General features: G+C 65.0%; 21 protein-coding genes. 16 read left to right on the forward strand and 5 right to left on the reverse strand.

Features of this window, described 5'->3' with window-relative positions; genetic code table 11:
• The first annotated feature begins 7 nt into the window (after positions 1 to 7).
• The 14 genes from murD (at position 8) to ligA (ending at position 18,981) form a co-directional block, all read left to right on the forward strand.
• Positions 8 to 1,405, forward strand: a complete 1,398-nt coding sequence (gene murD / locus JQ580_RS18480; protein ID WP_212281473.1) for a UDP-N-acetylmuramoyl-L-alanine--D-glutamate ligase — start codon at positions 8 to 10, stop codon at positions 1,403 to 1,405.
• A gap of 2 nt (positions 1,406 to 1,407) precedes the next feature.
• Positions 1,408 to 1,803 carry a hypothetical protein gene (locus JQ580_RS18485; protein ID WP_212281474.1) on the forward strand — a complete coding sequence of 132 codons (396 nt, stop codon included), beginning with the start codon at positions 1,408 to 1,410 and terminating at the stop codon, positions 1,801 to 1,803.
• A 229-nt stretch (positions 1,804 to 2,032) separates the two neighbouring features.
• The gene (gene ftsW, locus JQ580_RS18490; RefSeq protein ID WP_212281475.1) at positions 2,033 to 3,184 is read left to right on the forward strand and encodes a putative lipid II flippase FtsW; all 1,152 of its coding nucleotides are present in this window, start codon (positions 2,033 to 2,035) and stop codon (positions 3,182 to 3,184) included.
• A gap of 110 nt (positions 3,185 to 3,294) precedes the next feature.
• Complete coding sequence (murG, locus tag JQ580_RS18495; RefSeq protein ID WP_212281476.1) at positions 3,295 to 4,395, forward strand: undecaprenyldiphospho-muramoylpentapeptide beta-N-acetylglucosaminyltransferase; 1,101 nt, start codon at positions 3,295 to 3,297, stop codon at positions 4,393 to 4,395.
• Between the two features lie 202 nt (positions 4,396 to 4,597).
• On the forward strand, positions 4,598 to 5,998 hold the full coding sequence (gene murC, locus JQ580_RS18500; RefSeq protein ID WP_212281477.1) for a UDP-N-acetylmuramate--L-alanine ligase: 1,401 nt from the start codon (positions 4,598 to 4,600) through the stop codon (positions 5,996 to 5,998).
• Between the two features lie 4 nt (positions 5,999 to 6,002).
• A complete protein-coding gene (gene murB, locus JQ580_RS18505; protein ID WP_212281478.1) occupies positions 6,003 to 6,923 on the forward strand; it encodes a UDP-N-acetylmuramate dehydrogenase in 921 nt (306 codons plus the stop codon).
• A gap of 68 nt (positions 6,924 to 6,991) precedes the next feature.
• Positions 6,992 to 7,978: a D-alanine--D-alanine ligase family protein gene (locus JQ580_RS18510; RefSeq protein WP_212281724.1), complete on the forward strand. Its 987-nt coding sequence runs from the start codon at positions 6,992 to 6,994 to the stop codon at positions 7,976 to 7,978.
• A 348-nt stretch (positions 7,979 to 8,326) separates the two neighbouring features.
• Positions 8,327 to 9,343: a cell division protein FtsQ/DivIB gene (locus JQ580_RS18515; RefSeq protein WP_212281479.1), complete on the forward strand. Its 1,017-nt coding sequence runs from the start codon at positions 8,327 to 8,329 to the stop codon at positions 9,341 to 9,343.
• Positions 9,340 to 10,662 carry a cell division protein FtsA gene (ftsA, locus tag JQ580_RS18520; protein WP_212281480.1) on the forward strand — a complete coding sequence of 441 codons (1,323 nt, stop codon included), beginning with the start codon at positions 9,340 to 9,342 and terminating at the stop codon, positions 10,660 to 10,662. The genes JQ580_RS18515 and ftsA overlap by 4 nt, the downstream gene beginning before the upstream one ends.
• Before the next feature lie 87 nt (positions 10,663 to 10,749).
• Positions 10,750 to 12,543, forward strand: coding sequence for a cell division protein FtsZ (gene ftsZ, locus JQ580_RS18525; protein ID WP_212281481.1), 1,794 nt, complete (start codon positions 10,750 to 10,752; stop codon positions 12,541 to 12,543).
• A gap of 360 nt (positions 12,544 to 12,903) precedes the next feature.
• The gene (gene lpxC, locus JQ580_RS18530; protein WP_212281482.1) at positions 12,904 to 13,866 is read left to right on the forward strand and encodes a UDP-3-O-acyl-N-acetylglucosamine deacetylase; all 963 of its coding nucleotides are present in this window, start codon (positions 12,904 to 12,906) and stop codon (positions 13,864 to 13,866) included.
• A 245-nt stretch (positions 13,867 to 14,111) separates the two neighbouring features.
• Positions 14,112 to 15,002, forward strand: a complete 891-nt coding sequence (locus JQ580_RS18535; protein ID WP_212281483.1) for an outer membrane protein assembly factor BamD — start codon at positions 14,112 to 14,114, stop codon at positions 15,000 to 15,002.
• 13 nt (positions 15,003 to 15,015) lie between these two features.
• Positions 15,016 to 16,701: a DNA repair protein RecN gene (gene recN, locus JQ580_RS18540; RefSeq protein ID WP_212281484.1), complete on the forward strand. Its 1,686-nt coding sequence runs from the start codon at positions 15,016 to 15,018 to the stop codon at positions 16,699 to 16,701.
• A gap of 126 nt (positions 16,702 to 16,827) precedes the next feature.
• Positions 16,828 to 18,981, forward strand: a complete 2,154-nt coding sequence (ligA, locus tag JQ580_RS18545; RefSeq protein ID WP_212281485.1) for an NAD-dependent DNA ligase LigA — start codon at positions 16,828 to 16,830, stop codon at positions 18,979 to 18,981.
• A gap of 13 nt (positions 18,982 to 18,994) precedes the next feature.
• Here the strand turns inward: ligA and JQ580_RS18550 are convergent, their stop codons facing one another.
• The 4 genes from JQ580_RS18550 to JQ580_RS18565 all read right to left on the reverse strand — a co-directional run bounded on the left by JQ580_RS18550 (position 18,995) and on the right by JQ580_RS18565 (position 24,384).
• Positions 18,995 to 20,362, reverse strand: coding sequence for a radical SAM/SPASM domain-containing protein (locus JQ580_RS18550; protein WP_212281486.1), 1,368 nt, complete (start codon positions 20,360 to 20,362; stop codon positions 18,995 to 18,997).
• A gap of 25 nt (positions 20,363 to 20,387) precedes the next feature.
• Positions 20,388 to 20,831: a hypothetical protein gene (locus JQ580_RS18555; protein WP_212281487.1), complete on the reverse strand. Its 444-nt coding sequence runs from the start codon at positions 20,829 to 20,831 to the stop codon at positions 20,388 to 20,390.
• A gap of 154 nt (positions 20,832 to 20,985) precedes the next feature.
• Entirely contained in the window at positions 20,986 to 22,260 is a 1,275-nt protein-coding gene (locus JQ580_RS18560) for a multidrug effflux MFS transporter (protein ID WP_212281488.1), read from the reverse strand.
• A 294-nt stretch (positions 22,261 to 22,554) separates the two neighbouring features.
• The gene (locus JQ580_RS18565; RefSeq protein WP_212281489.1) at positions 22,555 to 24,384 is read right to left on the reverse strand and encodes an aminopeptidase P family protein; all 1,830 of its coding nucleotides are present in this window, start codon (positions 24,382 to 24,384) and stop codon (positions 22,555 to 22,557) included.
• A gap of 187 nt (positions 24,385 to 24,571) precedes the next feature.
• Here JQ580_RS18565 and JQ580_RS33850 point away from each other — a divergent pair, with 187 nt between their 5' ends.
• Positions 24,572 to 24,751, forward strand: coding sequence for a hypothetical protein (locus tag JQ580_RS33850; RefSeq protein WP_249134251.1), 180 nt, complete (start codon positions 24,572 to 24,574; stop codon positions 24,749 to 24,751).
• Between the two features lie 150 nt (positions 24,752 to 24,901).
• Here the strand turns inward: JQ580_RS33850 and JQ580_RS18570 are convergent, their stop codons facing one another.
• Positions 24,902 to 25,789: a 50S ribosomal protein L11 methyltransferase gene (locus JQ580_RS18570; RefSeq protein WP_212281490.1), complete on the reverse strand. Its 888-nt coding sequence runs from the start codon at positions 25,787 to 25,789 to the stop codon at positions 24,902 to 24,904.
• Positions 25,790 to 25,942: 153 nt separating this feature from the next.
• Between JQ580_RS18570 and JQ580_RS18575 the strand changes: the two genes are divergently transcribed.
• Positions 25,943 to 26,107, forward strand: coding sequence for a Flp family type IVb pilin (locus JQ580_RS18575; protein WP_212281491.1), 165 nt, complete (start codon positions 25,943 to 25,945; stop codon positions 26,105 to 26,107).
• The last annotated feature ends 116 nt before the right edge of the window (positions 26,108 to 26,223 follow it).

Below are 26,223 nucleotides of genomic sequence, written 5' to 3' on the forward strand. Positions count from 1 at the left end.
CCCCTCGATGATCCCGGTCACGTCCTTTGCCGGCAAGACCGTCGCGGTGTTCGGCCTCGGCGGCTCGGGGCTTGCCTCCTGCCACGCGCTGAAGGCCGGTGGGGCCGAGGTGATCGCGGCGGACGACAATGCCGAGAATGTCGCCAAGGCCGTACAGGCCGGCTTCATCACCGCCGATCTGCGCAATGTGTCCTGGGCGAATTTTGCTGCCCTCGTGCTCGCGCCCGGCGTGCCGCTCACCCATCCGGCGCCGCACTGGAGCGTGCTGAAGGCGCGCGAGGCAGGCGTCGAGGTGATCGGCGACATAGAGCTGTTCTGCCGCGAGCGACGCCGCCACGCACCGAACGCGCCGTTCGTCGCCATCACCGGCACCAACGGCAAATCGACCACGACGGCGCTGATCGCGCATCTCACCAAGGTCGCGGGCTACGATACCCAGATGGGCGGCAATATCGGCACCGCGATCCTGTCGCTGGAGCCGCCGCGCACGGGCCGCGTCCACGTCATCGAGATGTCGTCCTACCAGATCGACCTCACGCCTTCGCTGGATCCCTCCGTCGGCATTCTGCTGAACGTCAGCGAGGACCACATCGATCGCCACGGTACCATCGAGCACTATGCCGCGGTGAAGGAGCGCCTGGTGGCCGGCGTGCAGGACGGCGGCACCGCGATCGTCGGCGTCGACGACGGTTTTTGCCGCGACATCGCCGACCGGCTCGACCGCGCCGGCAAGACCGTCGTGCGCATCTCCGTCAAGAATCCGCTGGCGTCGGGTCTCCACGTCGAGCACGGCAATATCGTGCGCACCTCGGGCGGTGCCCGCAGCGATATCGCAGCGCTCGGCGGCATCGGTTCGCTGCGCGGCCAACACAACGCGCAGAACGCGGCCTGCGCCGCCGCAGCCGCCCTCGCGATCGGCATCAGCCTCGATGTGCTGCAGAACGGCCTGCGCAGCTTTCCGGGCCTGGCTCACCGCATGGAGCAGGTCGGCCGCCGCGGCAACGTGTTGTTCGTCAACGACTCCAAGGGCACCAACGCGGACGCCACCGCGCATGCGCTGTCGTCCTTTGCCGACATCTTCTGGATCGCCGGCGGCAAGCCGAAGGCGGGCGGCATCAGTGGCCTGACCGGCTATTTTCCACGCATCCGCAAGGCCTATCTGATCGGCGAGGCCGCGCAGGAGTTTTCGGGAACGCTCGGCACGGTGGCGCATGAGATCAGCCAGACGCTGGACGTCGCCGTCGAGCACGCCGCCCGCGATGCGGAAGCCTCAGGCCTGACCGACGCGGTCGTGCTGTTGTCGCCAGCCTGCGCCTCCTTCGACCAATACCGCAACTTCGAAATCCGCGGCACCAAGTTCCGCGAGCTGGTGCAGGCGCTGCCGGGCGTGAAGCCGGTGGTGTGAGAATGTCGCGGCGACGCTGGATTGGAATTGTCGCGGCGCTTGCTGTTCCGATCGGTTTCCTCGGCGTCGTCCTCATCGACAACGTCATGCACCAATTCGGCGCATGCCGCGTCGTTCGCCAGCGCGCTTTCGCCTCGCCAAACGGTAGCCAGCTGGTCGTCGTGGTCTGGAAGTCGTGCGGAGCGACGCTACCCGACAGCACGCAAGCCAGCATTGTGGCGCGCGGCCGGACGTTTTCGCCTGAGAGCACGCCGACTTTTCTCAGCGTGCGCGGGCACCTCGATCCCGTCGTCGCCTGGAGTAGTGAGCGGGCGGTCAGGATCGGTTTCATTTCCGGGCCCGACCAGTTCTACAAGCGCGACGAACGCGCCGGGGATGTCACGATCAGCTACGAATAGGTCTCTCGTGTCCCGGACGCGTGCGGCACGAAGTGACGCTGCGCAGAGCCGGGACACGGAAGATGCACGGAAAGTATCGGAGAGATGGGTTCCGGCCCTGCAGCGCACCGCAAGCGCGCTGCGCTGCGTCCGGGGCACGAGACTCTTCGCGAGTTGACTGACGTCCTTAACCTCCCGGTAACCAACCTCGGCGACCAATGAACGGACCTCTCTCCGAAAGCGGCCGCCCATGCTCTCCCGTGAAGAACGCACCCCCTTTTCCGAGTGGTGGTGGACCGTCGACAAGCCGCTGATGGGCGCCATCCTGGCGCTGATGCTGACCGGGGTGATCTTGTCGCTCGCGGCAAGCCCGCCGGTTGCGACCCGGATCGGGCTCGATCCCTTCCACTTCTTCAGCCGCCACGTGATGTTCCTGCTCCCGTCGTGCCTGGTGCTGCTCGGGGTCTCCTTCCTGTCGCCGCGCGCGATCCGCCGCTCCGCTCTGATCATCTTCGCCGCGAGCATCATCCTGATCGTGCTGACGCTTGCGATCGGTCCTGAGGTGAAGGGCTCGCGGCGCTGGATCACGCTGCTCGGTGTCAACATCCAGGCCTCCGAAATCGCAAAGCCGTCCTTCGTCGTCATCGCCGCCTGGCTGTTCGCGGAATCGACCAAGCGGCCGGAGATGCCGGCCACCACGATGGCGCTGGTGCTGCTCCTGATGCTGGTGGCGCTGCTGGTGATGGAGCCGGACTTCGGCCAGACCATGCTGATCCTGATGGTGTGGGGCTCGCTGTTCTTCATCGCAGGCATGCGCATGATCTGGGTCTTTGGCCTCGCAGGTATCGGCGCGGCCGGCCTGTTCAGTGCTTATCTGTTCGTCCCGCACGTGGCGGGACGCATCAAGCGCTTCATGAACCCGGCCTCCGGCGACACCTTCCAGGTCGATACCGCCATGGAGGCCTTCTACAACGGCGGCTGGTTCGGACTCGGGCCGGGCGAGGGCATCGCCAAGCGCAGCCTGCCGGACAGTCATACCGACTTCGTATTCGCGGTCGCCGCCGAAGAGTTCGGCATCATCCTGTGCCTCGCGATGCTGGCGCTGTTCGCCTTCGTCGTTATCCGCACGTTGTCGCGCGCCTATGCCAATGAAGACATGTTTTCGCGCTTCGCGGCCTCGGGCCTCGCGATCCTGTTCGGCGTGCAGGCCGCGATCAACATGTCGGTCAACCTCCAGCTGATCCCCGCCAAGGGCATGACGCTGCCGTTCATCTCCTATGGCGGCTCCTCGATCGTGTCACTTGCCTATGGCGTCGGCATGATGCTGGCGCTGACGCGGCTGCGCCCGCGCACCGAGGTCGAGGCCAGCGGCCATGCCGAGGCGATGCGCAGTTACGCGTAACTTTTCGTCATTGCGAGCGTAGCGAAGCAATTCAAAATTGCTCCGCGGGGACAAACTGGATTGCTTCGCTGCGCTCGCAATGACGGCGGAGGCCCTGTAAAAGGGCCCTTATGGACACCTCCCCCTTGATTCTTCTCGCCGCGGGCGGCACCGGCGGCCATCTGTTTCCGGCCGAGGCGCTCGGCGTCGAATTGATCCGGCGCGGCTTTCGCGTCCGCCTCGTTACGGATGAGCGCGCGCTGCGCTATAGCGGGCTGTTCACCAAGGACATGATCGATGTGGTCGCGAGCGAAACCGCGCGAGGCCGCAATCCGCTCCAGCTCGCCTATGCCGGCCTCACGCTCGCCGCCGGTACGCTGGCTGCCTATAAGCTGATCAAGCGGTTGAAGCCCGTCGCCGTCGTCGGCTTTGGCGGCTATCCGACGCTGCCGCCGCTGGTCGCGGCCAAATTCGCCGGCGTGCCCGGCATCATCCACGACGCCAATGCCGTGCTCGGCCGCGCCAACCGGTTCCTGTCGAGCCGCGTACGCGCCATCGCGACGTCATTGCCCGGCGTGCTCGATCGCGATCCCGCCCTTTCAGGAAAGACCACGACGGTCGGCACACCGATGCGGCCCGCGGTCCTCGCCGCGGCAGCCGTGCCATATGCCGCGCCTGAGGTGAACGGTCCGCTGCGCCTGCTCGTCGTCGGCGGCAGCCAAGGCGCGCGCATCATGGCCGACATCGTGCCGGGCGCGATCGAGCGGCTCGAGCCTGCGCTGTGGAGCCGGCTGATCCTCACCCAGCAGGTGCGCGACGAGGACATGGCGCGCGTGCGCGCGGTCTACGAAAGGCTCAAGATCGAGGTGGAGCTGGCGCCGTTCTTCACCGATTTGCCTGCACGGCTGGCTTCCAACCATCTCGTTATATCGCGCTCCGGCGCCGGCACGGTCGCCGAGCTCGCGGCGATCGGCCGGCCCTCGATCCTGGTGCCATTGCCGGGCTCGATCGATCAGGACCAATTCGCCAATGCCGGCGTGCTGGTCACGGTCGACGGCGCGGTCCGCATCCCGCAGACCGATTTCAGCTCAGACCGGCTGGCCTCCGAAATCTCCACCTTCGCCGCCGAGCCCGCGCGCCTTGCCGCCATGGCCGCAGCCGCGAAGGGGGCAGGTCGGCTCGACGCCGCCGAGCGGCTGGCTGATCTCGTGGCCAAAGTCGCGGGAATCTGAGCCGAAGCGGACCGATTTTCGTATTTTTGCCGTCATGGCCGGGCTTGTCACATGAAGTCGGATTTATCCGACTTCACACTTTCAAAGGTAACGGCACTCGGTATACCGAGTGCCTATGCATCCACGTCTTGCATGAAGTAGCTTGGGATTCGTGGATGGCCGGGACAAGCCCGGCCATGACGACGGAACCACGGGATAAGCCATGAGACTGCCGCGCGAGATCGGACCCATCCACTTCGTCGGGATCGGCGGGATCGGCATGAGCGGCATCGCCGAGGTGCTGGTCAATCTCGGCTATACCGTGCAGGGCTCGGACGCTTCCGACAATTACAATCTCGACCGCCTTCGCAAGAAGGGCGCGAAGGTGTCGGTCGGCCACAAGGCCGAGAATGTCGACGGCGCCGAGGTCGTCGTGGTCTCCACCGCGATCAAACGCGACAATCCGGAATTGATGGCGGCGCGCGAGCGTCGCATTCCCGTGGTGCGCCGCGCCGAGATGCTGGCCGAGCTGATGCGGCTGAAGAGCTGCGTCGCGATCGCCGGCACCCATGGCAAGACCACGACGACCACGATGGTCGCGACGCTGCTCGATGCCGGCGGTCTCGATCCCACCGTCATCAACGGCGGCATCATCAACGCCTACGGCTCCAACGCGCGGCTTGGCGCGGGCGAATGGATGGTGGTGGAAGCCGACGAGAGCGACGGCACCTTCCTGAAGCTGCCGACCGAGGTCGCGATCGTCACCAATGTCGACCCCGAACATCTCGATCATTTCAAGACCTTCGAGGCCGTGCAGGACGCCTTCCGCCATTTCGTCGAGAATTTGCCGTTCTACGGCTTCGCCGTGATGTGCATCGATCATCCCGTGGTGCAGAGCCTGGTCGGCAAGATTGAGGATCGTCGCATCATCACTTACGGCGAGAATCCGCAGGCCGATGCGCGGCTCGTCGACCTGACCGCAGGCGGCGGTGGTTCGAAATTCAAGGTCGTCATCCGCGATAAGGCCGGTACAGAGCATGAGATCGCCGACCTCTCGCTGCCGATGCCCGGCCGTCATAACGCGTCCAACGCGACGGCCGCAATCGCCGTTGCACACGCGCTCGGCGTTTCCGACGATAAGATCCGCAGCGCCATGGCCGGCTTCGGTGGCGTCAAGCGCCGTTTCACCAAGACCGGCGAGTGGAACGGCGTCACCGTGATCGACGATTACGGCCATCACCCCGTCGAGATCGCAGCGGTGCTGAAGGCGGCGCGCGATTCCTACAACGGCAAGGTGATCGCCGTGGTGCAGCCGCATCGCTACACGCGCCTGCAATCGCTGTTCGAGGAGTTCTGCACCTGCTTCAACGATGCCGATGCGGTCATCGTCGCCGATGTCTATGCCGCGGGCGAAGCGCCGATCGAGGGTATTGATCGCGACCATTTCGTGGCGGGCCTGCGCGCCCATGGCCACCGCGAGGTTGTCCCGTTGCCGGGCGCGACGGAACTCGCGGGCATCGTCAAGGGATTGGCGAAGTCGGGCGATCTCGTCGTGTGCTTGGGTGCCGGTAACATCACGCAATGGGCGTATGCGCTGCCGGACGAATTGAAGGCGTTGGGGTAGGGCAGTGGGATTCCCCGACCTCACGCCTGATCTCAAAGCCGCGATGCCGGACCTTCGTGGCCGCCTGCTCGCCAACCAGTCGCTCGCCGAACTGACCTGGTTTCGCGTCGGTGGCCCGGCGCAGGTGCTGTTCACGCCGGCGGACGAGGACGATCTCGCATACTTCCTCGCGCATCTCGCGCCGGACATTCCCGTCCATGTCGTCGGCGTCGGCTCCAATCTCATTGTGCGCGACGGCGGCATTGCGGGCGTCGTGATCCGCCTGGCACCGCGCGCCTTTGGCGAGACGAGCGCGAGTGGCGACACCGTCACCGCCGGCGCTGCCGCGCTCGACAAGCGCGTGGCGGAAGTGGCGGCGTCGGCCAATATCGGCGGGCTGGAATTCTATTTCGGCATTCCCGGCACCATCGGCGGCGCATTACGCATGAATGCCGGCGCCAATGGCGGCGAGACCAAGGATGTGCTGGTCGAAGCGCGCGGCATCGGGCGCGACGGCACGAAGCACGTCTTCTCCAACGCCGATATGAAATTCGTCTATCGCAACAGCGGCGTCGATCCCTCCATCATCTTCACGTCCGCGCGCTTTCGCGGCGAGATCAGGGACGCGGAAGCGATCCGCGCGCGCATGGCGGAGGTGCAGGGCCATCGCGAGACCGCGCAGCCGATCCGCGAGAAGACCGGCGGCTCGACCTTCAAGAACCCGCCCGGCCAATCGGCCTGGAAACTGGTCGATGCGGCCGGCTGCCGCGGCCTGCGCGTCGGAGGTGCCGAGGTCTCCGAGATGCACTGCAATTTCCTGATCAATACGGGCGATGCCACCGCACACGACATCGAGGCGCTGGGCGAGACCGTGCGCGAACGGGTGAAGGCAAATTCCGGAATTGAGCTACACTGGGAAATCAAGCGGATCGGGATTCCCGCGTGAGTGTCATTCCGGCTCGCGACTTCGTCGCGCCCTGGAAGGACGAACGAAAGAGATTGCGGACAATGACCATGCGCATCACCATCCTCTTCGGCGGCTCCAACCGGGAGCGTCTGGTCTCGGTCGCCTCGGCGCAGGCGCTGCATCACGCATTGCCCGAGGCCGATCTCTGGTGGTGGGACGTCGAGGACAAGGTGCATGTGGTGCAGTCCAAGCAACTTCTCGAACATGCCCGCCCCTTCGAGGATGAGTTCAAGCCGGGCACATCGGGCATCCCGTTGGCGCAGGCGCTCGACCAGGCCAAGGCTGAAAACCGCGTGCTGGTGCTCGGCCTGCATGGCGGACGTGCCGAGAACGGCGAACTGCAAGTGATGTGCGAGGCGCGCGGCGTGCCGTTCACCGGCTCGGGCTCGGCCTCCTCTCACCTGGCCTTCGACAAGATCGCGGCCAAGCATTTCGCCGCGCTCGGCGGGGTGACGCCGCCGGCCAACATTGCGCTCGACAACATCGACGAGGCCTTTGCCGAGTACGGCAGGCTGATCGCAAAGCCGGCGAGGGACGGCTCGAGCTACGGCCTGATCTTCGTCAATGCCAAGCAGGATCTCGTCGCCGTCCGGAGCGCGGCCAAGCATGAAGAGTATGTGATCGAGCCCTATATCGCCGGCGTCGAGGCGACCTGCGGCGTGCTGGAGCGTACCGATGGTTCGATCATCTCGCTGCCGCCGATCGAGATCATTCCGGGCGAGGGCAACTTCGACTACGCCGCGAAATATCTGCTGAAGTCGACCCAGGAGATCTGCCCCGGGCGTTTTTCACCCGAGATCACCGCTGCGCTGAAGGCTCAGGCGATGCTGGCGCACCGCGCGATGTCCTGCACCGGCTATTCCCGGTCGGACTTCATCGTCTCGGACAGAGGCCTCGTTTATCTCGAAACCAACACGTTGCCGGGGCTGACCAAGTCCTCGCTCTACCCTAAGGCGCTGAAAGCCGAGGGCATCGAGTTCGTCGACTTCCTGCGGGGCCTGGTCGAGCTCGCCGGGCGCGGGGTTCGAAAATAATTAGGACTGGTTAACGGCCAAACGGTCGAAACGGCCCAGTTTGGGGCCCAAAACCGGTAAAATGCCGGTCATCGCGGCATAAATGCCTCACATGGCGGGGCAAAAAGCATTCCGCGTTAACGAACTTTACCTTTTGTTTACCAGGACGTCCGAAGGTTAACGCTGGCGGCGCATATGGCGTTTGGCTGCCGGCGCGCGAGCTGTTGTGGGTGATGTCACCTCCAGCGCACGCTTTAGTGGGGAAGGGCTTCATCTGCTGAAGACCAGCACCCGGCCCGGCAAGACCGAGACGTCATGTTCGCCAGGACCCGCGCGATGTCGCGGGCAAACTGTTGACGAGCTCGTGCAATGGATGGAGCAGGAAGCCTCACCCGGTCGCTTTTCAGATCGCTGAGGCCCCAAGCTGACCTGAAGGCGGCCGCTGTCGGAGCGGTCGTGCTTCTGCGCGAGTGGCTGCAGGACAGGCGTGACGAGAAGCGCGCGGCCGCCAAAGACAAGATCAAGGCCAAGGCCGTCGTCGAGCGCGAGCCGCCGCCGCGCGTCGTCGCGCTGATCGAGCGCTATGCGCCGCGCCGGGTCGGGATCACCATGACCGTGCTGCTGCTGATCGGAAGCTGCGGTTTCGGCATCGTCAAGGGCGGCCATCTCCAGGATTTCATCACCGCGGTCAGCGATGCCCGCAACGCGCTGGCCAATTCCGCGGGCTTCCGCATCACCTCCGTCGTGATCAACGGCCGCAAGCAGCTCAGCCAGGACGAGATCCTGGCGATCGGCGGCGTCAGCGGCCGTTCCTCGCTGCTGTTCCTCGATGCCGACGGCGTGCGCGACAAGCTCAAGGCCAATCCGTGGATTGCGGACGCAACCGTGCTGAAGCTCTATCCGGGCCAGCTGATGATCGAGCTCACCGAGCGCAAGGCGTTCGCGCTGTGGCAGGAGGCCGGCCGGCTCTCTGTCATCGCCGATGACGGCGCCGTGCTCGAGCCCTATGTGTCTCGGCGCTTCCTGTCGCTGCCGCTCGTGGTGGGCAAGGGCGCCGACACCCAGGCCCGCGATTTCCTCGCTCTGCTGGCGCGTTATCCGCAGGTCAATGCGATTACCAAGGCCGCGATCTTCGTCGGCGAGCGCCGCTGGAACCTGAGGCTCAAGGACGGTCTCGACATCCGTCTGCCCGAACAGGACGTCGGCAATGCGCTGGCGATGCTCTCCAAGCTCGACAAGGAGGACAGGCTGTTCTCGCGCGACATCGTCGCCGTCGACATGCGCCTGCCCGATCGCCTGGTGGTGCAGCTGTCCGAGGACGCCGCCAAGGCGCGCGAGGAGCTGTTCAAGGACAAGAAGAAAAAGAAGGCCGGGGATTCCGCATGACCGGTCTCGATCGCACCCAGACGCCGAAGACGCGCCCGATGCCGCACAAGCGCGGCGGACTCGTCGCCTGTCTCGACATCGGCACCAGCAAGATCGCCTGCATGATCGCGCGGCTGAAGCCGTCGCCGCCAAGCGAAGCGCTGCGCGGCCGCACCCATGCGGTGGAATTGATCGGCTACAGCCAGATCCAGTCGCGCGGCATGAAAGCCGGCGCGGTGATCGATCTCGGCGAATGCGAGCAGGCGGTCCGCCAGGCGGTCGCGCTCGCGGAAAAAATGGCCAAGGTGCGGGTCGAGTCCGTGCTGCTCTCGGTCTCCGGCGGCCGGCTCTCCGGCCAGCTGGTCGAGGCCGCCGCCGACATCCGCGGTGGCGCCGTGACCCAGGCCGATGTCAGCCGCGTCACCTCCACCGGCATGCGTCACGCCACCGGCGAAGGCCGCACCGTGCTGCATGCGCTGCCGGTCGGCTACACGCTCGACGGCGTCAAGGGCATCCGCGACCCGCGCGGCATGGTTGCCCATCAATTCGGTGTCGACATGAACGTCGTCACCTGCGACGCCACGGTGGCGCGGAACCTGATGCTGGCGGTGGAACGTTGCCACATCAATGTCGAAGCCATGGCGGCGAGCGCCTATGTTGCCGGTTTGTCGGTGCTGACCGACGACGAAGCCGATTTGGGCGCTGCTGTCGTCGAGATGGGTGCCGGCACCACGACGATCGCCGTTTATTCCGGCGGCCGTTTCGTTCATGCGGCGGGTTTTGCGGTCGGCGGGCAACACATCACGATGGATCTCGCGCGCGGACTCTCCGCGACCATTGCCGATGCCGAGCGAATCAAGACGTTATACGGCACCGTCATCACCGGCGGATCGGACTCGCGTGAGCTGATGTCTGTGCCGACAGCCGGTGACGAGCAGGATCTGCCGCAGATCGTTTCCCGCGCCACCATCGCCAACATCGTCAAGCACCGTGCCGAGGAAGTCTTCGAAATGGTTCGGGACAAGCTGAAGGATTCGCCCTTCGCCTCAGAGCCCAACGGCCGCGTCGTGCTCTCGGGCGGCGCCTCGCAGCTGACCGGCCTCGCCGAGCTCGGCACCCAGATTCTCGGCCGGCCCGTCCGGGTCGGACGTCCGCTCGGCTTCGGCCGGCTGCCCAACGAGGCGAAGAACGCCGCGTTCGCGGTGCCGGCCGGACTCCTCGTCTACCCGCAATATGTTCACCACGAACATGTCGAACCGCGGCATACGCGGCAGCAGGTCAAGACAGGGACCGGCGGTTATTTCGGAAAGGTCGGACGATGGCTACGCGAGGGCTTCTGATGACTGATTTCCGCAATTCCCGATTTTCACCAACTCCCGCGGCCGCCGGCCGGGGCGAACCCACGCGCACGTGATCGAGAGGCAAACATGACCATCAGCATCAATGTTCCTGATATTCACGAGTTGAAGCCCCGGATCACCGTGTTCGGCGTCGGCGGCGCCGGTGGCAACGCCGTCAATAACATGATCACGGCGGGCCTCCAGGGCGTCGACTTCGTGGTCGCCAACACCGACGCGCAGGCGCTGACGATGTCGAAGGCGCAGCGCATCGTGCAGATGGGCACCGTGGTCACGCAAGGCCTCGGCGCAGGTTCGCAGCCGAACGTCGGCGCCACCGCGGCGGAAGAGGTGATCGACGAGCTGCGCGACCATCTCTCCGGCGCCAACATGGTGTTCGTCACCGCCGGCATGGGCGGCGGCACCGGCACCGGTGCTGCTCCCGTCATCGCCAGGATCGCGCGCGACATGGGCATCCTTACCGTCGGCGTCGTGACCAAGCCGTTCCACTTCGAGGGCGCCCGCCGCATGCGTACGGCTGAAGCCGGCATCGCCGAGCTTCACAAGGTCGTGGATACGCTCCTGATCATCCCGAACCAGAACCTGTTCAGGGTCGCCAACGAGAAGACCACCTTCGCCGACGCTTTCGCGATGGCCGACCAGGTGCTCTATTCCGGCGTTGCCTGCATCACCGACCTGATGGTCAAGGAAGGCCTGATCAATCTCGACTTCGCCGACGTGAGAGCGGTGATGAAGGAGATGGGTAAGGCGATGATGGGCACGGGCGAGGCTTCCGGAGACAAGCGCGCACTGACTGCCGCTGAAGCCGCTATTGCCAATCCGCTGATCGACGACAGCTCGATGAAGGGCGCCAAGGGCCTTCTCATCTCCATTACCGGCGGCAAGGACCTCACGCTGTTCGAGGTTGACGAAGCCGCAACCCGCATCCGCGAGGAGGTCGACCAGGACGCCAACATCATCGTCGGCGCCACCTTCGACGAAGCGCTCGACGGCCTGATCCGCGTTTCCGTCGTTGCCACCGGCATCGAGCAGGCCGCGATCGCCCGCAATAGCCAGGCCACCAGTGCTCCGGTTGCCAACGCGGCGCCGCAGGCGCAGCAGGCTCCCGCAGCTCCGGCCGTCGCCGCCGAGAGCCGTCTTGCCGACCTGACCGCGCGGCTCCGCGCCGACAATCAGCGCATGGCTGAGCGCGCCCAGAAGCTGGAGGGCCAGATTCCGGCCGCCGCTGCCGCCGCGCCGATGGCGCCCCGTCCGAATGTCGAGCGCGCCGCGCTCGCCGCCATCGCCGCCGCCGTTGCGGAAGTCCCGCAGGCTCCGGCGCCGACGCAGACCTATGGCGACGTCACCGTGCGCCCGATCGCGCAGAAGCCGACGCTATTCCCGGAGCCCGACATGGCCCCGGTCGCGGTGCAGGAGCCGATGACGCCGGAAAACTTCATCCCGCCGCAGGCCGAGCGTGCGCCGGTTCGTGCACCGCGGATGCCGCGCCTCGAGGAACTGCCGATGCCGGCCCAGGCCGAGATTCGCCAGGCCCGCGGCGAGGTCGAGGACGAAACCCCGCAGAAGACCCGCCTGTCGTTGCTGCAGCGCCTTGCCAATGTCGGCCTCGGCCGTCGTGACGAGGAGAGCGAGCCGCCGGTCGCCGCCCGCACTGCCGGTCCCGCGATGCCGCCGCTGCCCGAGCGCCGGCAGCAGAAGACCGTGGCGCAGCAGATCGCATCGAGCGACCCGGTATCTGAGTATGCCCGTCGTCCCGCGCCGCAGGGGCTGGACATGCACGGCCGTCCCGCGCCTGTTGCGCCGGCGCCACAGGGCGACGACCATCTTGATATCCCGGCCTTCCTGCGGCGGCAGGCGACCTGAGGATTGTTACAATAAGGCAGACGAAAAAAGGTCCCGGCAGCAAGCTTGCCGGGACCTTTCCTTTTGTGCCGCGCATGTCCGGATTGCACGGTCAAGCAACTGATTTTAAATCATTAATTACGTGTTTGGGTGTTCAGTCTAAGTGCCGGAAACGCCCGAAACCTCGACATAATTTGGTTAAGCCTTGGCGCGAATACGGCAGGTTTGGGGTAACAATCGGTAAAAAAGCGTGAGTTGGCGCTGTTTGAGGCAGTGACTATGGTTTGCCGTGACTTGGGGATACGGATTCGCGAGCGTCGGCAGTGGCCGGCCAAGTGGTTGCGTATAAGTCGCAGTGGGTCGTAGTGGGGCGGGTTCCTGATGAAATTTAGCCGGCAAACAACGCTTCGTGCGCAAGCCTCTGTGGCAGGCGTGGGCGTTCATTCCGGTCTTCCCGTCACTCTTACCCTTGGGCCTGCGCCTGTCGACGCGGGTTTTGTTTTTGTCCGCACCGGCCTCGAGGGAAGTGATCGCGAAGTTCAGGCGACCGCCGAGCAGGTGATCGCGACCGATTTCGCCACCGTCCTCGGTGACCGTGCCGGTCCGCTGGTGTCCACAGCCGAGCACGTGCTTGCTGCACTGCGGGGCATGGGTGTCGACAACGCCACGATCGAGATCGACGGTCCGGAAGTGCCGATCATGGACGGCAGCGCCGCAGCCTTCATTGCGGCGATCGACCAGGCCGGCATCGTGACTCAGCCGGCACAGCGCCGCTTCATTCAGGTTTTGAAGCCGATCTCGGTCAAGATCGGCGACTCCTTCGGCGAGATCAGGCCCTACGCCAACGGGTTCTGCGTCGAGGTCGAGATCGATTTCACCAACCCCGTCATCGGCCAGCAGGCTTATGCCTTCGACCTCAATCCGGAGCGTTTCCGCCGCGAAGTCGGCCGGGCCCGGACCTTCGGTCTGATGTGCGACGTCGCCCGGCTCTGGAGCGCGGGCTATGCCCTCGGCGCTTCCTTCGACAACACGGTCGTGTTCGACGACGAGCGGCTGCTCAACACCGAGGGCCTGCGCTACGCCGATGAATGCGCCCGCCACAAGGTGCTGGACGTGATCGGCGACCTCGCCTTGGCCGGCCTGCCGCTGCTGGGCGCCTATCGCTCGGTGCGTGGCGGCCACAAGCTCAACCATGCTGTCCTGACCGCGCTGCTCGCCGATCGTACCGCCTGGCGGGTGGTCGAGGGTGAGGCGGCCCGTCGTACCACGCGTCCCGTGGGCGAAGTCGGCGGTGGTATCGTCGGCGGCCGGATCGCCGCGGCTTACGGGCCGGACGTATCCTGAACGGAGCTAGTGCCGCGGACCTCAGGCAGCGGCTGACACCGGGAAACTCCTGGTAACCATGATTGGCTAGCATTGCGGCAAGTTCGCCTTAATCCGGGCGAAATGCCTGCCTATCCGTTTGGTTAAAGATCGCTTTTCGGATACATCGGCGTGGTCGCATGGCAGGCACCACGGTTACATTTCGCGCCCATGACGGGGTTCATGGGCCGGCGGCACCGCATCACAGGGCGTCAGGGCTTCAACTCATGTCGGCACAGCGTATGACGCGCGGATATTTCTCGGTCTCGTCGCGAGCCCGTCGGCTGCTTCACGCCGCCACCTTCGTGATGCTCGCGCTGCCGCTGGCCGGCTGCGGCACCGGATCGCTGTGGGACAAGTTCACCGCCAAGGACGACACCTTCGTCGAGGAGCCCGCCGACAAGATCTACAATGAGGGCCTGTACCTCATGAACGAGAAGAAGGACATGAAGGCGGCGAACAAGAAGTTCGAAGAGGTCGACCGCCAGCATCCTTATTCCGACTGGGCCCGCAAATCGCTGCTGATGTCCGCCTATGCGTCCTACCAGGGCGGCGACTATGACGGCTGCATCGGCGCCGCCACGCGTTACGTCACGCTGCATCCCGGCAGCCCGGACGCGGCCTATGCGCAATATCTGATCGCTGCGTCCCATTACGACCAGATCCCGGACGTCAGCCGCGACCAGGCCCGCACCGAGAAGGCGATCGCCGCGCTGGAAGAAGTGGTGCGCAAATATCCGAACTCGGAATATGCGACGTCCGCCAAGGCCAAAATCGAGGGCGCGCGCGACCAGCTTGCCGGCAAGGAAATGAATACCGGCCGCTATTACGCGCAGAAGCGCGACTACACGGCGGCGATCAACCGCTACAAGACCGTCGTCACGCAGTACCAGACCACCCGCCATGTCGAGGAGGCGCTGTTCCGGCTGACCGAGGCCTATATGGCGATCGGCATCGTCGGCGAGGCGCAGACCGCGGCGGCCGTGCTTGGGCATAATTTTCCTGACAGCCGCTGGTACAAGGACGCCTATAATCTAGTAAAATCCGGCGGTCTCGAGCCGAGCGAGAATCAGGGGTCCTGGATCAGCAAGACCTTCAAGAAGATGGGCCTCGGCTAGGAAATTTGGTTCCATGCTGGCGCGTCTATCGATCCGCGACATCGTCCTGATCGAACGGCTCGATATCGAATTCACCACCGGCCTCGCGGTTTTGACCGGAGAGACCGGTGCGGGCAAATCCATCCTGCTCGATGCCTTTGCGCTGGCACTCGGCGGCCGCGGCGACGCCGGCCTCGTGCGCCACGGCGCCGAGCAGGGGCAGGTCACTGCCGTGTTCGATGTCCCGAAGAACCACCCTGCGACGAAGATCCTTGCCGAGAACGGTCTGGACGACACGAGTGTCGAAGGGTCATGCGAGATGATTCTCCGCCGCGTGCAGCTCGCCGACGGCCGCACCCGGGCCTTCATCAACGACCAGTCGATCAGCGTGCAGACGCTGAAGGCGGTCGGCGCCGCCCTGGTCGAGATCCACGGCCAGCATGACGAGCGCGCGCTGGTCGATGCCGCTACCCATCGCCGCCTGCTCGATGCGTTCGCCGGCCTGGAGAAGGACGTCGCCGCGGTCGAAACGCTCTGGGACGCACGCCGCACCGCCAATACTGCGCTGGAGGAGCATCGCGCCGGCATGGAGCGCGCCGCCCGCGAGGCCGACTATCTGCGCCACGCCTCCGCCGAGCTGAAGCAGCTCGCGCCCAAGGATGGCGAGGAGACTTCGCTCGCCAACCGCCGCACCACCATGATGCAGGGCGAGAAGATCGCCTCTGATTTGCGCGAGGCGCAGGAGGCTGTCGGTGGTCACCATTCGCCCGTCTCGACGCTGTCGGCGGCCGTACGCCGGCTGGAACGCCGCGGCGTCAATTCGCCGGCGCTGGTCGAGCCCGCCGTGAAGGCGATCGACGCTGCGATCAACGCGCTGGAGGAGGCCGACCAGCATCTCCAGGCGGCACTCGCCGCGACCGATTTCGATCCGGCCGAGCTCGAACGCATCGAGGAGCGCCTGTTCGCGCTGAGAGCGGCCTCACGCAAATATTCGACGCCGGTCGACGGGCTCGCCGCGCTGGCCGCGAAATACGCCGCCGACGTCGTGCTGATCGATGCCGGCGCCTCGCGGCTGAAAAAGCTGGAGCAGGCCGCGATCGAGGCGGATAGCCGCTATGCCGCCGCAGCCAAGAAGCTGTCGCTGGCGCGGCAGAAATCGGCCGAGAAACTCAACAAGGCGGTCAACGCCGAACTGGCGCCGCTCAAGCTCGAACGCGCCAAGTTCATGACCCAGGTCGCGACCGACGAGGCGGCTCCAGGCCCGCAGGGCTTCGACCGCGTCGAGTTCTGGGTGCAAACCAATCCGGGCACCAAGCCGGGACCCATGATGAAGGTCGCCTCCGGCGGCGAGCTGTCGCGCTTCCTGCTGGCACTCAAGGTGGTGCTGTCCGACCGCGGCTCGGCGCCGACGCTGGTGTTCGACGAGATCGACACCGGCGTGGGCGGTGCGGTCGCCGATGCCATCGGCGGGCGGCTGGCGCGGCTCGCCGGCAAGGTGCAGGTGATGGCCGTGACCCACGCCCCGCAAGTTGCCGCCCGCGCCGACCTGCATTTGCTGATCTCCAAGGACGCCCTCGACAAGGGCAAGCGCGTCGCCACCCGCGTCAACGCTTTGGCCGCCGACCACCGCCGCGAGGAAATCGCCCGCATGCTGGCCGGCGCCGAAATCACGGCGGAGGCGAGGGCGGCCGCGGACCGGCTGCTCAAGGCGGCGAGTTAGGTTTCGTGTCACGGACGCGCACCGCGAGCCGGGACCCTCGAGGCCGCCTCGTGCTGCAGAGCATCCGGAGAACAAACAGCCCAACCTGCCTTTACCCTTCCGCCCGCTCCGTCGTATCCAAGCATCATGGCCAGAGCAGCAAAATCCAAAGCAACACCACTTCGCGACGTCGCCGACCTCACCAAGGCGCAGGCCAAGGTCGAGCACATGCGGCTGGCGCTCGAGATCGAGGGACATAACGAGCGCTACTATCAGGAGGACGCGCCCACCGTCACCGACGCCGAGTACGACGCGCTGCGCCAGCGCTTTAATGCCATCGAGAAGCGTTTTCCTGAATTCGTCAGCGCGGATTCGCCTTCGCAGAAGGTCGGTGCCGCACCCTCGGGCCGCTTCAAGAAAGTCCGGCATTCCGTTCCGATGCTGTCGCTCGACAACGCCTTTGCGGAAGAGGACGTGCGCGACTTCGTCGGCCGCATCATGCGCTTCCTGAAGCTCGACGACGACGAGGTCGATTTTTCCGCCGAGCCGAAGATCGACGGCCTCTCGATGTCGCTCCGCTACGAGGGCGGTGAGCTAGTGACCGCGGCGACGCGCGGCGACGGTGCGGTCGGCGAGGATGTCACCGCCAACATCCGCACCCTCGAAGACGTGCCGCAGAAACTGGAGGGGCGGAACATCCCCGACATCTGCGAGGTGCGCGGCGAGGTCTACATGACCAAGAAGGCGTTTCTCGCGCTCAATGAGCGGCAGAAGGCAGCCGGTGACACAATCTTCGCCAATCCGCGCAATTCGGCCGCCGGCTCGCTGCGGCAGAAGGATCCGACCATCACCGCCTCGCGTCCCCTTGGCTTCTTCGCCTATGCCTGGGGCGAGATGAGCGTGATGCCGGCAGCGACGCAGAGCGGCATGATCGGCTGGTTCGAGCGCTGCGGCTTCAAGACCAACCCGCTGACCAAACTATGCCACTCCGTCGAGGAGCTGCTCGCCTTCCATCGTTCGATCGAAGAACGGCGCGCCCGGCTCGACTACGACATCGACGGCGTCGTCTACAAGGTCGATCGCATCGACTGGCAGGAGCGTCTCGGCTTCGTCTCGCGCACGCCACGCTGGGCGATCGCGCATAAATTCCCGGCCGAGCGCGCCACGACCGTGCTGCGCGACATCGAGATTCAGGTCGGCCGCACCGGCTCGTTCACGCCGGTCGGCAAGCTCGAACCGGTCGGCGTCGGCGGCGTGATCGTGCAGAACGTCACGTTGCACAACGAGGACTACATCAAGGGCATCGGCAGCAAGGGCGAGGTGCTGCGCGAGGGGCGCGACATCAGGATCGGCGACACCGTCGTGGTCCAGCGCGCGGGCGACGTGATCCCGCAAATCGTCGACGTCGTCCTCGACAAGCGGCCGAAGACCGCCAAGGAATTCCATTTCCCCAAGACGTGCCCGTGCCCGCTGCACACCGACGTCGTGCGCGGCGCGACGGCCGCCGGCGAAGAGGAATCCCGCGCCCGCTGCAGTGGCGAGTTCGCCTGCCCCTACCAGAAGATCGAGCATCTCAAGCTGTTCGTGTCGCGGCGCGCTTTCGACATCGACGGTCTCGGGGAGAAGCAGCTGCAGTATTTCTTCGACGAGGGATGGGTCAAGGAGCCCGCCGACATCTTCACGCTGGAGAAGCGCAACGCGAAGCTGAAGCTCGAAGAGGTCGAGGGCTACGGCGCAACCTCGGTGCGCAACCTGTTCGGCGCCATCGAGGGCCGGCGCAAGATCGCGCTGGAGCGCTTCATCTATGCGCTCGGCATGCGTCATGTCGGCGAGACCACGGCGCTGGCGCTGGCGCGCGGCTATGGCTCATGGGATGCCTTCCACGACGCCTGCCTCAAGGTCGCCAAGGGCGACGCGGAGGCGATGGCGGAGATGGACGCGCTCGACCAGATCGGCGACACCGTGATCAGGAGCATCGCGGACTATTTCGGTGAGAGCCACAATCGCGGCATCGTCGAGCGGCTGACCAGGGAGGTCGAGATCGTCGACGCCGAGAAGCCGAAGAGCAATTCGGCCGTCGCCGGCAAGACCGTGGTGTTCACGGGCTCGCTGGAGAAGATGACGCGCGACGAGGCGAAGGCGACCGCAGAGCGGCTGGGCGCAAAGGTCTCGGGTTCGGTGTCGAAGAAGACCGATCTCGTCGTCGCCGGCCCCGGCGCGGGCTCAAAGCTCGCGGAGGCCAACAAGCACGGCGTCAAGGTGCTGACCGAGGACGAGTGGCTGGCGCTGATCGGGGAGTGATGTTCGAGCAAAATTATCCGCCTCGGACGATCTCGGTGGCCCCCATTGGCCGTTGCCTGGCCTTGTCGGCGAATGCCACGGATTGCTCGAGATCGTACAACCGCAACTGGTCGGCGAGATTGAAGCGCGCCGAAATGCAATCGCCTCTGTCGGCCACTTTCGCTGCTTCCCACGGGCAGCCGGTCATACACAGCGGCGCGACGTGACAGCTTCGGCACGTCGGCTTGGCTGACGGTTCATACTGCGCCCATTGCTGCTTGACGCCGTTGGGGTGCGGCTCCGTCGCCGGACTATAGCGGTCAAGCGCCTGACGCGTGTCCTGATGCGCCTCGTTCCAGCAGTTGAAGATGCCGCCGCCCGGCCCGAGCACGAAGCTGTTGTTGCTGTCCGCCGAGCAGAGTGCCCCCCGTTTGGGTTGCGGCAAAGAAGCCCCGATGGCGAATCCCTTGCGGAACTTGAGGAACTTGAATTGTGTCTCGAGCGACGCGAATTCCTCCTTGGTCAGGATATCAGTCGCGCCGACCTCGTCGGTGTAGTGCCAGACATGGCCGAGATAGACTCCGACGTGGCGCAACCCGCGCTCCGTCAGCGCATCGAGCAGCTCTTCCAGGCCGTCGATATTGCGTCGGTCGACATTCACGCGCACGAGGATCGGGATATGCCGGGCCGCGGCTACCAAATTCTCGAGGATTCGATCGAAAGTGCCGTGGCCGGCAAGTGTTGGTCGGCGAACGTCGTGGTGCCTCCTTGCGCCATCGAGCGTGATCTGCGCGTCACCAAATCCCGGTATGCTTGCCAGAAATGCTGCGCGTGGCTCCGTCAGCAGGTAGCCGTTGGATATGATGCTGTGCCCGAACGTGCAATTGCGGTCCATCGCGAGCGCGTGGAGCCGGGGCGCCAGCTTCTCGATCACGTCGAACGCAGCAAGCGGCTCGCCGCCGAACCAGGTGACGTTGAGCGATGTGTTGGCTTCCAGGCGAGCTTCAACGAAGGTCAGCAGATCTTCGATCCTTGCATCGTCCAGGCGGGTGTTCGTATGACTCTGGAAGCAATAGCTGCATCCAAAATTGCATGTGATCGTGGGCGCTATGGTAAGGCCGAGCCCGCGTGAGCCGGCCTTGCCGCCGTGATATCGGCGGCTGATCTCGGCCTGCTCGTCGCATTCGTCCGGGATGACGAAGCCGTTCTCGATCAAGGTCTTCTGAAATGGCCTGAGAGGTTCGGGTGGGCACCCGGTCACGTCGATCGACTCGATCAGAGCCTCGTAGTCATCGAGCCGTTTGTCATCGAGCGACAGGAACGCCCCGGTCAACGCGTTGAACGCGAGATACTTGCCCGGAGCGAAAGACGAGGTCAGGGAATTGTAGGCCGAGATCTTCATCGTTGGTGCTGCCCGGCAGAAATCTTCAGGTCGCGCGATCGGGTGCTGAGAGCGAACGGGACGACAGCTGCGACCAGGATTCGGCCGGCAGGCTGGACATCGCTGCCGTCAGGGCGCCATGGGTCGATGCCCGCGATTCCCAATGGTGGTAGTTGTTGCAGGAGACTTTTTCGCAGCTCACGCTTTGACACGTATGGTTGGCGCAGACTTTCGTTGAGCATGCCTCGGTGGGGCAGGCGCTCGACTTCGTGGGGCATGTGACGCCGCTGCAGCTTCCCGGCTTGAAGCCGGAGCAGTCGTGCGGGTCGCAGCCGCCGTTGGCGTACAGGACGTTGCCGATCCGGGCTTCTTCGTTGACGACAGGGACGGAGATATCGACACCGATTTGCTTCATCGCATCGAGCATGTTGGCGATGTCCCGAGGGTCAATTGCGCTTTTGCTGTCGCAACCATCGCGGTGTTCGGTCATGACCTTCCTCCCTGCTTGAGCCCGTCGTTAGGCTCCTCGAAGGTTGGCCAGCCTGCATTGACATGGGTCAACCACTGCGGGCAGTGATCGACGGTATGCGTCCTGGTTGTGGTAACGGGATGCTGGATTGATGCTGCTGGAGCTGCATGGCTCCTCACATCATTCCGCCCTCTTCCTCCTCGGCCCGCTCGATCAGCGTCTCGCTCACCACCATGTCGCGGCGGGGGACGACGAAGATCATCATGCAGGCGCAGAGCAGCGAGATGGCAAGGACGGCCGAGGTCAGCGGCAGCGTCGTGGCTGAGTGGCCGCCGAGATAGGCGCCGAATTGCGACATCAGCGCGCCGATCCCCTGTTGCAGAAAGCCCATGGCGCCCGACGCCGCGCCGGCGGCTTCGGGGCGGATGCTGATCGCGCCGGCCGCGGAATTCGCCATCACGAAGGCATTGCCGACCATTACGATCATCTGCGTGCCGAACAGCCAGGCGGGAGCTTCGTTCCAGCCGGTGAAGCTCCACAACAGATTGAAGAGGCTGCCGGCGAGTTGGAGCGCGAGCCCGAACCAGATCAGCTTTTCCAGCGAATGCCGCGGCGCGAACCGTACGCAAAGCAGGTTGCCGACGAGGTACGCAAAGCCGGTGGTCGCGAACCAGGCGCCGTATTCGGCGGTGGTTCGGCCCATCTGCGTCACCACGATGTAGGGGCCGCCGCCTGCGAAGGTGAAGATGATCTGCGAGGCCAGCACCTGGCACATCACATAGCCGACGAAGGCGCGGCTCTTGATCAGGACGCCGACGTCGCCACGGAAGCCGCCGCCGGCGGCGCGGCTGCGCCGTGTCTCCGGCAGCGCGATGGCGATGCCGACGGCGACGACGATCGCAGCGATCGTGACGGCGTAGAAGATCGCGCGCCAGCCGAATGCCGTCTCGATCAGGCCGCCGGTAAGCGGCGAGACCATCTGGCCGATCATCAGCGCCGCGACCACGAGGCTGATCATCGAGGCGACGCGGTCGCGCTCGTAGACGTCTCGAATGATGGCGCGGCTGATCACCATGCCGGACGCGCCGCCGAGCGCCTGGAAAAAGCGAGCGGCGATCAATTGCGGCAGGGTCTCGGCGAAGATGCAGCCGACGCTCGCCACCACCATCAGCGCCAGCCCTCCGAGCAGCACCGGACGCCGCCCGAACCGGTCCGACAGCGGTCCCATGATGAGCTGCGACAGCGCGATGCCGACCATGTAGAGCGACACCGTCATCTGCGCGATCGAAATGTCGCTGCCGAAATTCATCGCCAGCACTGGCAGCGCCGGAACCAGGATATAAAGCGAGATCGGCGCGATTCCGGTCATCACGACCAGCAGCAACAACACCCCGCGCGACGTTGCGAGGTCGGTCGCCGCTTTCGGCGGCTTGCTGATCTTGCCGTGCATGCGGGTCCGTCTTCTTGAATTCGAATCCGACTGTAGCTTGCCGGCGCAAGTCCGATATCGGCGTTTCGGAATGCGGCTATACGGATTTTGGGACGGTGGTGGTGGAGGACCGATGATGATCAGGCCTCCGCCGTCATTCCCCGCGCAGGCGGAGAATCCAGTACATCAGGGCGCTTCAGTAGACGTCAGCCGTCTCTGGAATACTGGATGCCCGCCTTCGCGGGCATGACGGCTATGGTGAAGTAATGGCCTGGCGCAGATCGGTACAGCTATGAAGCGCGCCCAGGATGCACGCTACGCCTTCAGTTCCGCCGTCGCCTGATCGAGCCAGGCTCGCGTCGTCTCATCCAGCGCCGGACGCACCTCGGCTCTGACACGCGCGTGGTAGGCATTGAGCCAGGAGAGCTCGTCGCGGCTCAGCATCGCAACGTCGATCAGCCGGCGGTCGATCGGCGCCAACGTCAGCGTCTCGAACGCGTTCATCGGCTTCTCGGCGCCCTGGATCTCGGCGGCGACCACCAGTTCGAGGTTCTCGATACGGATGCCGAAACCGTCGGTCTTGTAATAGCCGGGCTCGTTGGAGAGGATCATGCCGCGCTTCAGTGGCGTGGTCCCGAGCTTCGAGATCCGTGCCGGCCCCTCGTGCACCGAGAGATAGCTGCCGACGCCGTGCCCGGTGCCGTGCTCGAAATCGAGGCCGGCGGCCCAGAGATATTGCCGCGCCAGCGTGTCGAGCTGCGCGCCCGTGGCGCCATCCGGAAAGACGGCGCGCGCGATCGCGATATGGCCGCGCAGCACGCGGGTGAAGCGGTCGCGCATCTCGTCGGTCGGCTCTCCCACCGCCATGGTCCGGGTGACGTCCGTGGTGCCGTCTTCGTATTGCGCACCGGAATCGATCAACAAGAGATCGCCGGGCACAATCCGCCGGTTGCTCTTGCGGGTCACGCGATAGTGCACGATGGCGCCGTTCGGGCCGGTGCCGGAGATCGTCGGGAACGAGACGTCCTTCAAAGCGCCGCTATCACGGCGGAAGGTCTCCAGCGCCTCGACCGCGTCGATCTCGGTGAGCTTGCCGCTCGCGGCCTCGCGGTCGATGAAGGCGAGGAAGCGCGCCAGCGCCACGGCGTCGCGCACATGGGCGGTTTTCGTGCCCTTGATCTCGGTCGCGTTCTTGACCGCCTTGAGCAGCGCAATCGGATCGCTGCCGCGCACCGGCTTGCCGCCGGCGCCCGCGATCAACCGGCTGAGCGCATCGGCTGCGGTGGCACTGTCGAGCGCAATCGATCTGCCGCCCTTGGCGAGCGCCATCAGTGTCGGCACCATCGCATCGGGCTCGCGCACGTCGGCGGACTGCTCGAGATGGTCGCGCGTCAGGTTGGAGAGTTTTCGGTGGTCGATGAAGATGGTCGGCCGTCCCTCCTTCGGAACCAGCGCGTAAGATAACGGCAGCGGCGTATGGGCGACGTCGGCGCCGCGGATGTTGAAGGTCCAGGCCACCGCGTGGCTGTCCGACAGCACCAGCGCGTCGGCGCCGAGCTTGCCGATCTCGGCCCTGATCTGCGTCAGCTTCTCGGCTTCGGTGACGCCGGCATGCTGCAGGCTGTGTACGGCGACGGGGGCGAGCGGCGGCTGCGGGCGGTCCTGCCAGATCGCGTCGATGGGATTGCTGTCGACGGCGACCAGCTCGGCGCCGGCCTTGGCGCAGGCGGCCGATAGGCGCTCGGCTGCCGCAAAAGTGTGCAACCATGGATCAAATCCGAGGCGGTCGCCGGCTTTCAGGTGCGCCGACACCCAGCTCTCCGGCGGTGGATCGATCAGGGATTCCACGGACCAGGCCTTGGCATCGACCTGCTTGGCGGCCTGAAGCGTGTAGCGGCCGTCGACGAACAGTGCAGCCTCCTGGATCAGCACCACCGCGAGGCCCGCCGAGCCCGTGAAACCGGTCAGCCAGGCCAACCGTTCGTCCGAGGGCGGCACATACTCATTCTGCTGCTGGTCGGCGCGCGGGATCACGAAGCCGGTCAGCTTGCGACGAGCGAGTTCTTCGCGAAGGGCGGCGAGCCCCGCCGTCAATGCGACGCCGGCCTCCGGCTCCTCGAATGTCTGGAAGTGTGCTTCGAACATGGTGGATCACTTTAGGATCATGGGGACGAGTCCGCAATCTGGACGCATTTAGCGCCGCATCTGGCATGGACTGTGCTTGAATGGTTCCATTCGAATTGAGTGGAGTAAAGGATGCAGCAGTTGCGCTTCGTCCGGACAACAGTGAAATTCGAGCAGGTGGTTCATCTCAACGGCGAGAGGACACACGATGCCAGCGTTCACGTTTGAGAAGATTACGCCGCCGGTGCGGCGTGTCCCGACTGCGACGGCACCAGAAAAGCCGCGCGGCGTCATCAGCCAGATGATCGATCGTCTGTCAGAGCGCCGCGCGAGGCGCGCCTTGCGGAATGAGCGCACATCGCAGCGGGACGACAAGCCGAAAGAGTAGGTGGCTTAGAAATTCGTCGGGTGGGCGAAGGTGCGAACCAACGCGCCCACGAATTCTCTCGGTCGCAAAAGGTGTTCGGGCACGCTTCCGCCGTCGCTCTTTGAGCTATGGCGGACAACTCGCTCCCCTACGGCACCGACGACGCTTCGCTCACCCCATCTTCCGCAGCAACAGGCTGCTCCACCCCTCGATCCGCAGATGCTTCAGCGGCACGAGACCGCGAGCGCGATAGGCGGCAATCACGGCGGGGGCCTGGTGTGTCAACAGGCCGGAGAGAATGACGTGTGCGCCGGGTGCGAGATGCCGGGCCATCGAGCCTGCCAACTGCCTGAGCGGGTTGGCGAGGATGTTGGCCAGCACCAGTTCGAACGGGCCGGCCTTTCCGAATTCCGGCGCGGCGAAGCCGGTGGCGCGGATCACCCGGACCTGATTGCCGACCTCATTAAGCACTGCGTTCTCGGCGGCTACCCGCACGGACGGAGGGTCGATGTCGGAGGCGAGCACCGCGCGGTGCAGCGCTTTCGCCGCCGCGATGCCGAGGACGCCGGTTCCGGTGCCGAGGTCGAGCAGGTTTCGCGGCCGGGAACTCTTGAGGACATGGTCAAGCAGCAGTAAACAACCGCGCGTGGTTCCGTGATGCCCGGTGCCGAAGGCCAGAGCTGCCTCGATCTCGATCGCGAGTTTGTTCGGCGCCACACGGCCGCGGTCATGACTGCCGTGCACGACGAAGCGCCCGGCCGGGACCGGGACGAGATCCTCCAGGCTGGCCTTGACCCAATCCTTGGCCTCGACGATGTCGAAGGCAAGCGTCGAAGCAATGGCATTTCCTGCTGAACTCTCAACGAGTTCGCGTAGCCAGGCCTGATCGGGCGCCTCAGCGAAATGGAGCGTCACATCCCATGCCCCGTCCGGCCGCTCGAAGGCTGCAACCGCCGCATCGCCGTCGAAAAATACCTCGGTGAGCACGTCGACGACTCGCCTCGCATCGGCCTCGCTGCCGATCGAAAAGCTGGCGCGATGGGTAGGAGAGGGCTGCATTCAGGGTTCCGTTGAGTTCAATTTTTGGAACTTTAGTTGCCAATTTTCCGCATAAGTTGCGGTTCCGGATTAACCGGGCTGCAGGTTGTGCCCCGTACATTTTCGGGTGTTGAGACCAACCAACACAGCTTGGAATTGTAACGGAGGCGAGTCTTGAAGAACATTATTCAGAAGTTCCGGTCGGATGAGTCCGGTGCAACGGCGATCGAATACGGTCTGATTGCCGCAGGAATTGCTCTGGCGATCATCACCGTGGTGAACAGCCTCGGCGTCACTCTGAACGACAAGTTCACGTCGATTAGCACCTCCTTGAAGTAATTTCCGCCTCCATTTCCCAGCGGGGGGCCGTTTTCTTCAAAGGCTAGTCCTGATCACCGCCCGCGAGGGGTTCCCCCTGGCGGGCGGGGGCGTTTTGGGGCCACCGTTTCCGGTCG

The organism is Bradyrhizobium sp. SZCCT0148 (assembly GCF_018129985.1).
GTDB lineage: Bacteria > Pseudomonadota > Alphaproteobacteria > Rhizobiales > Xanthobacteraceae > Bradyrhizobium > Bradyrhizobium japonicum_H.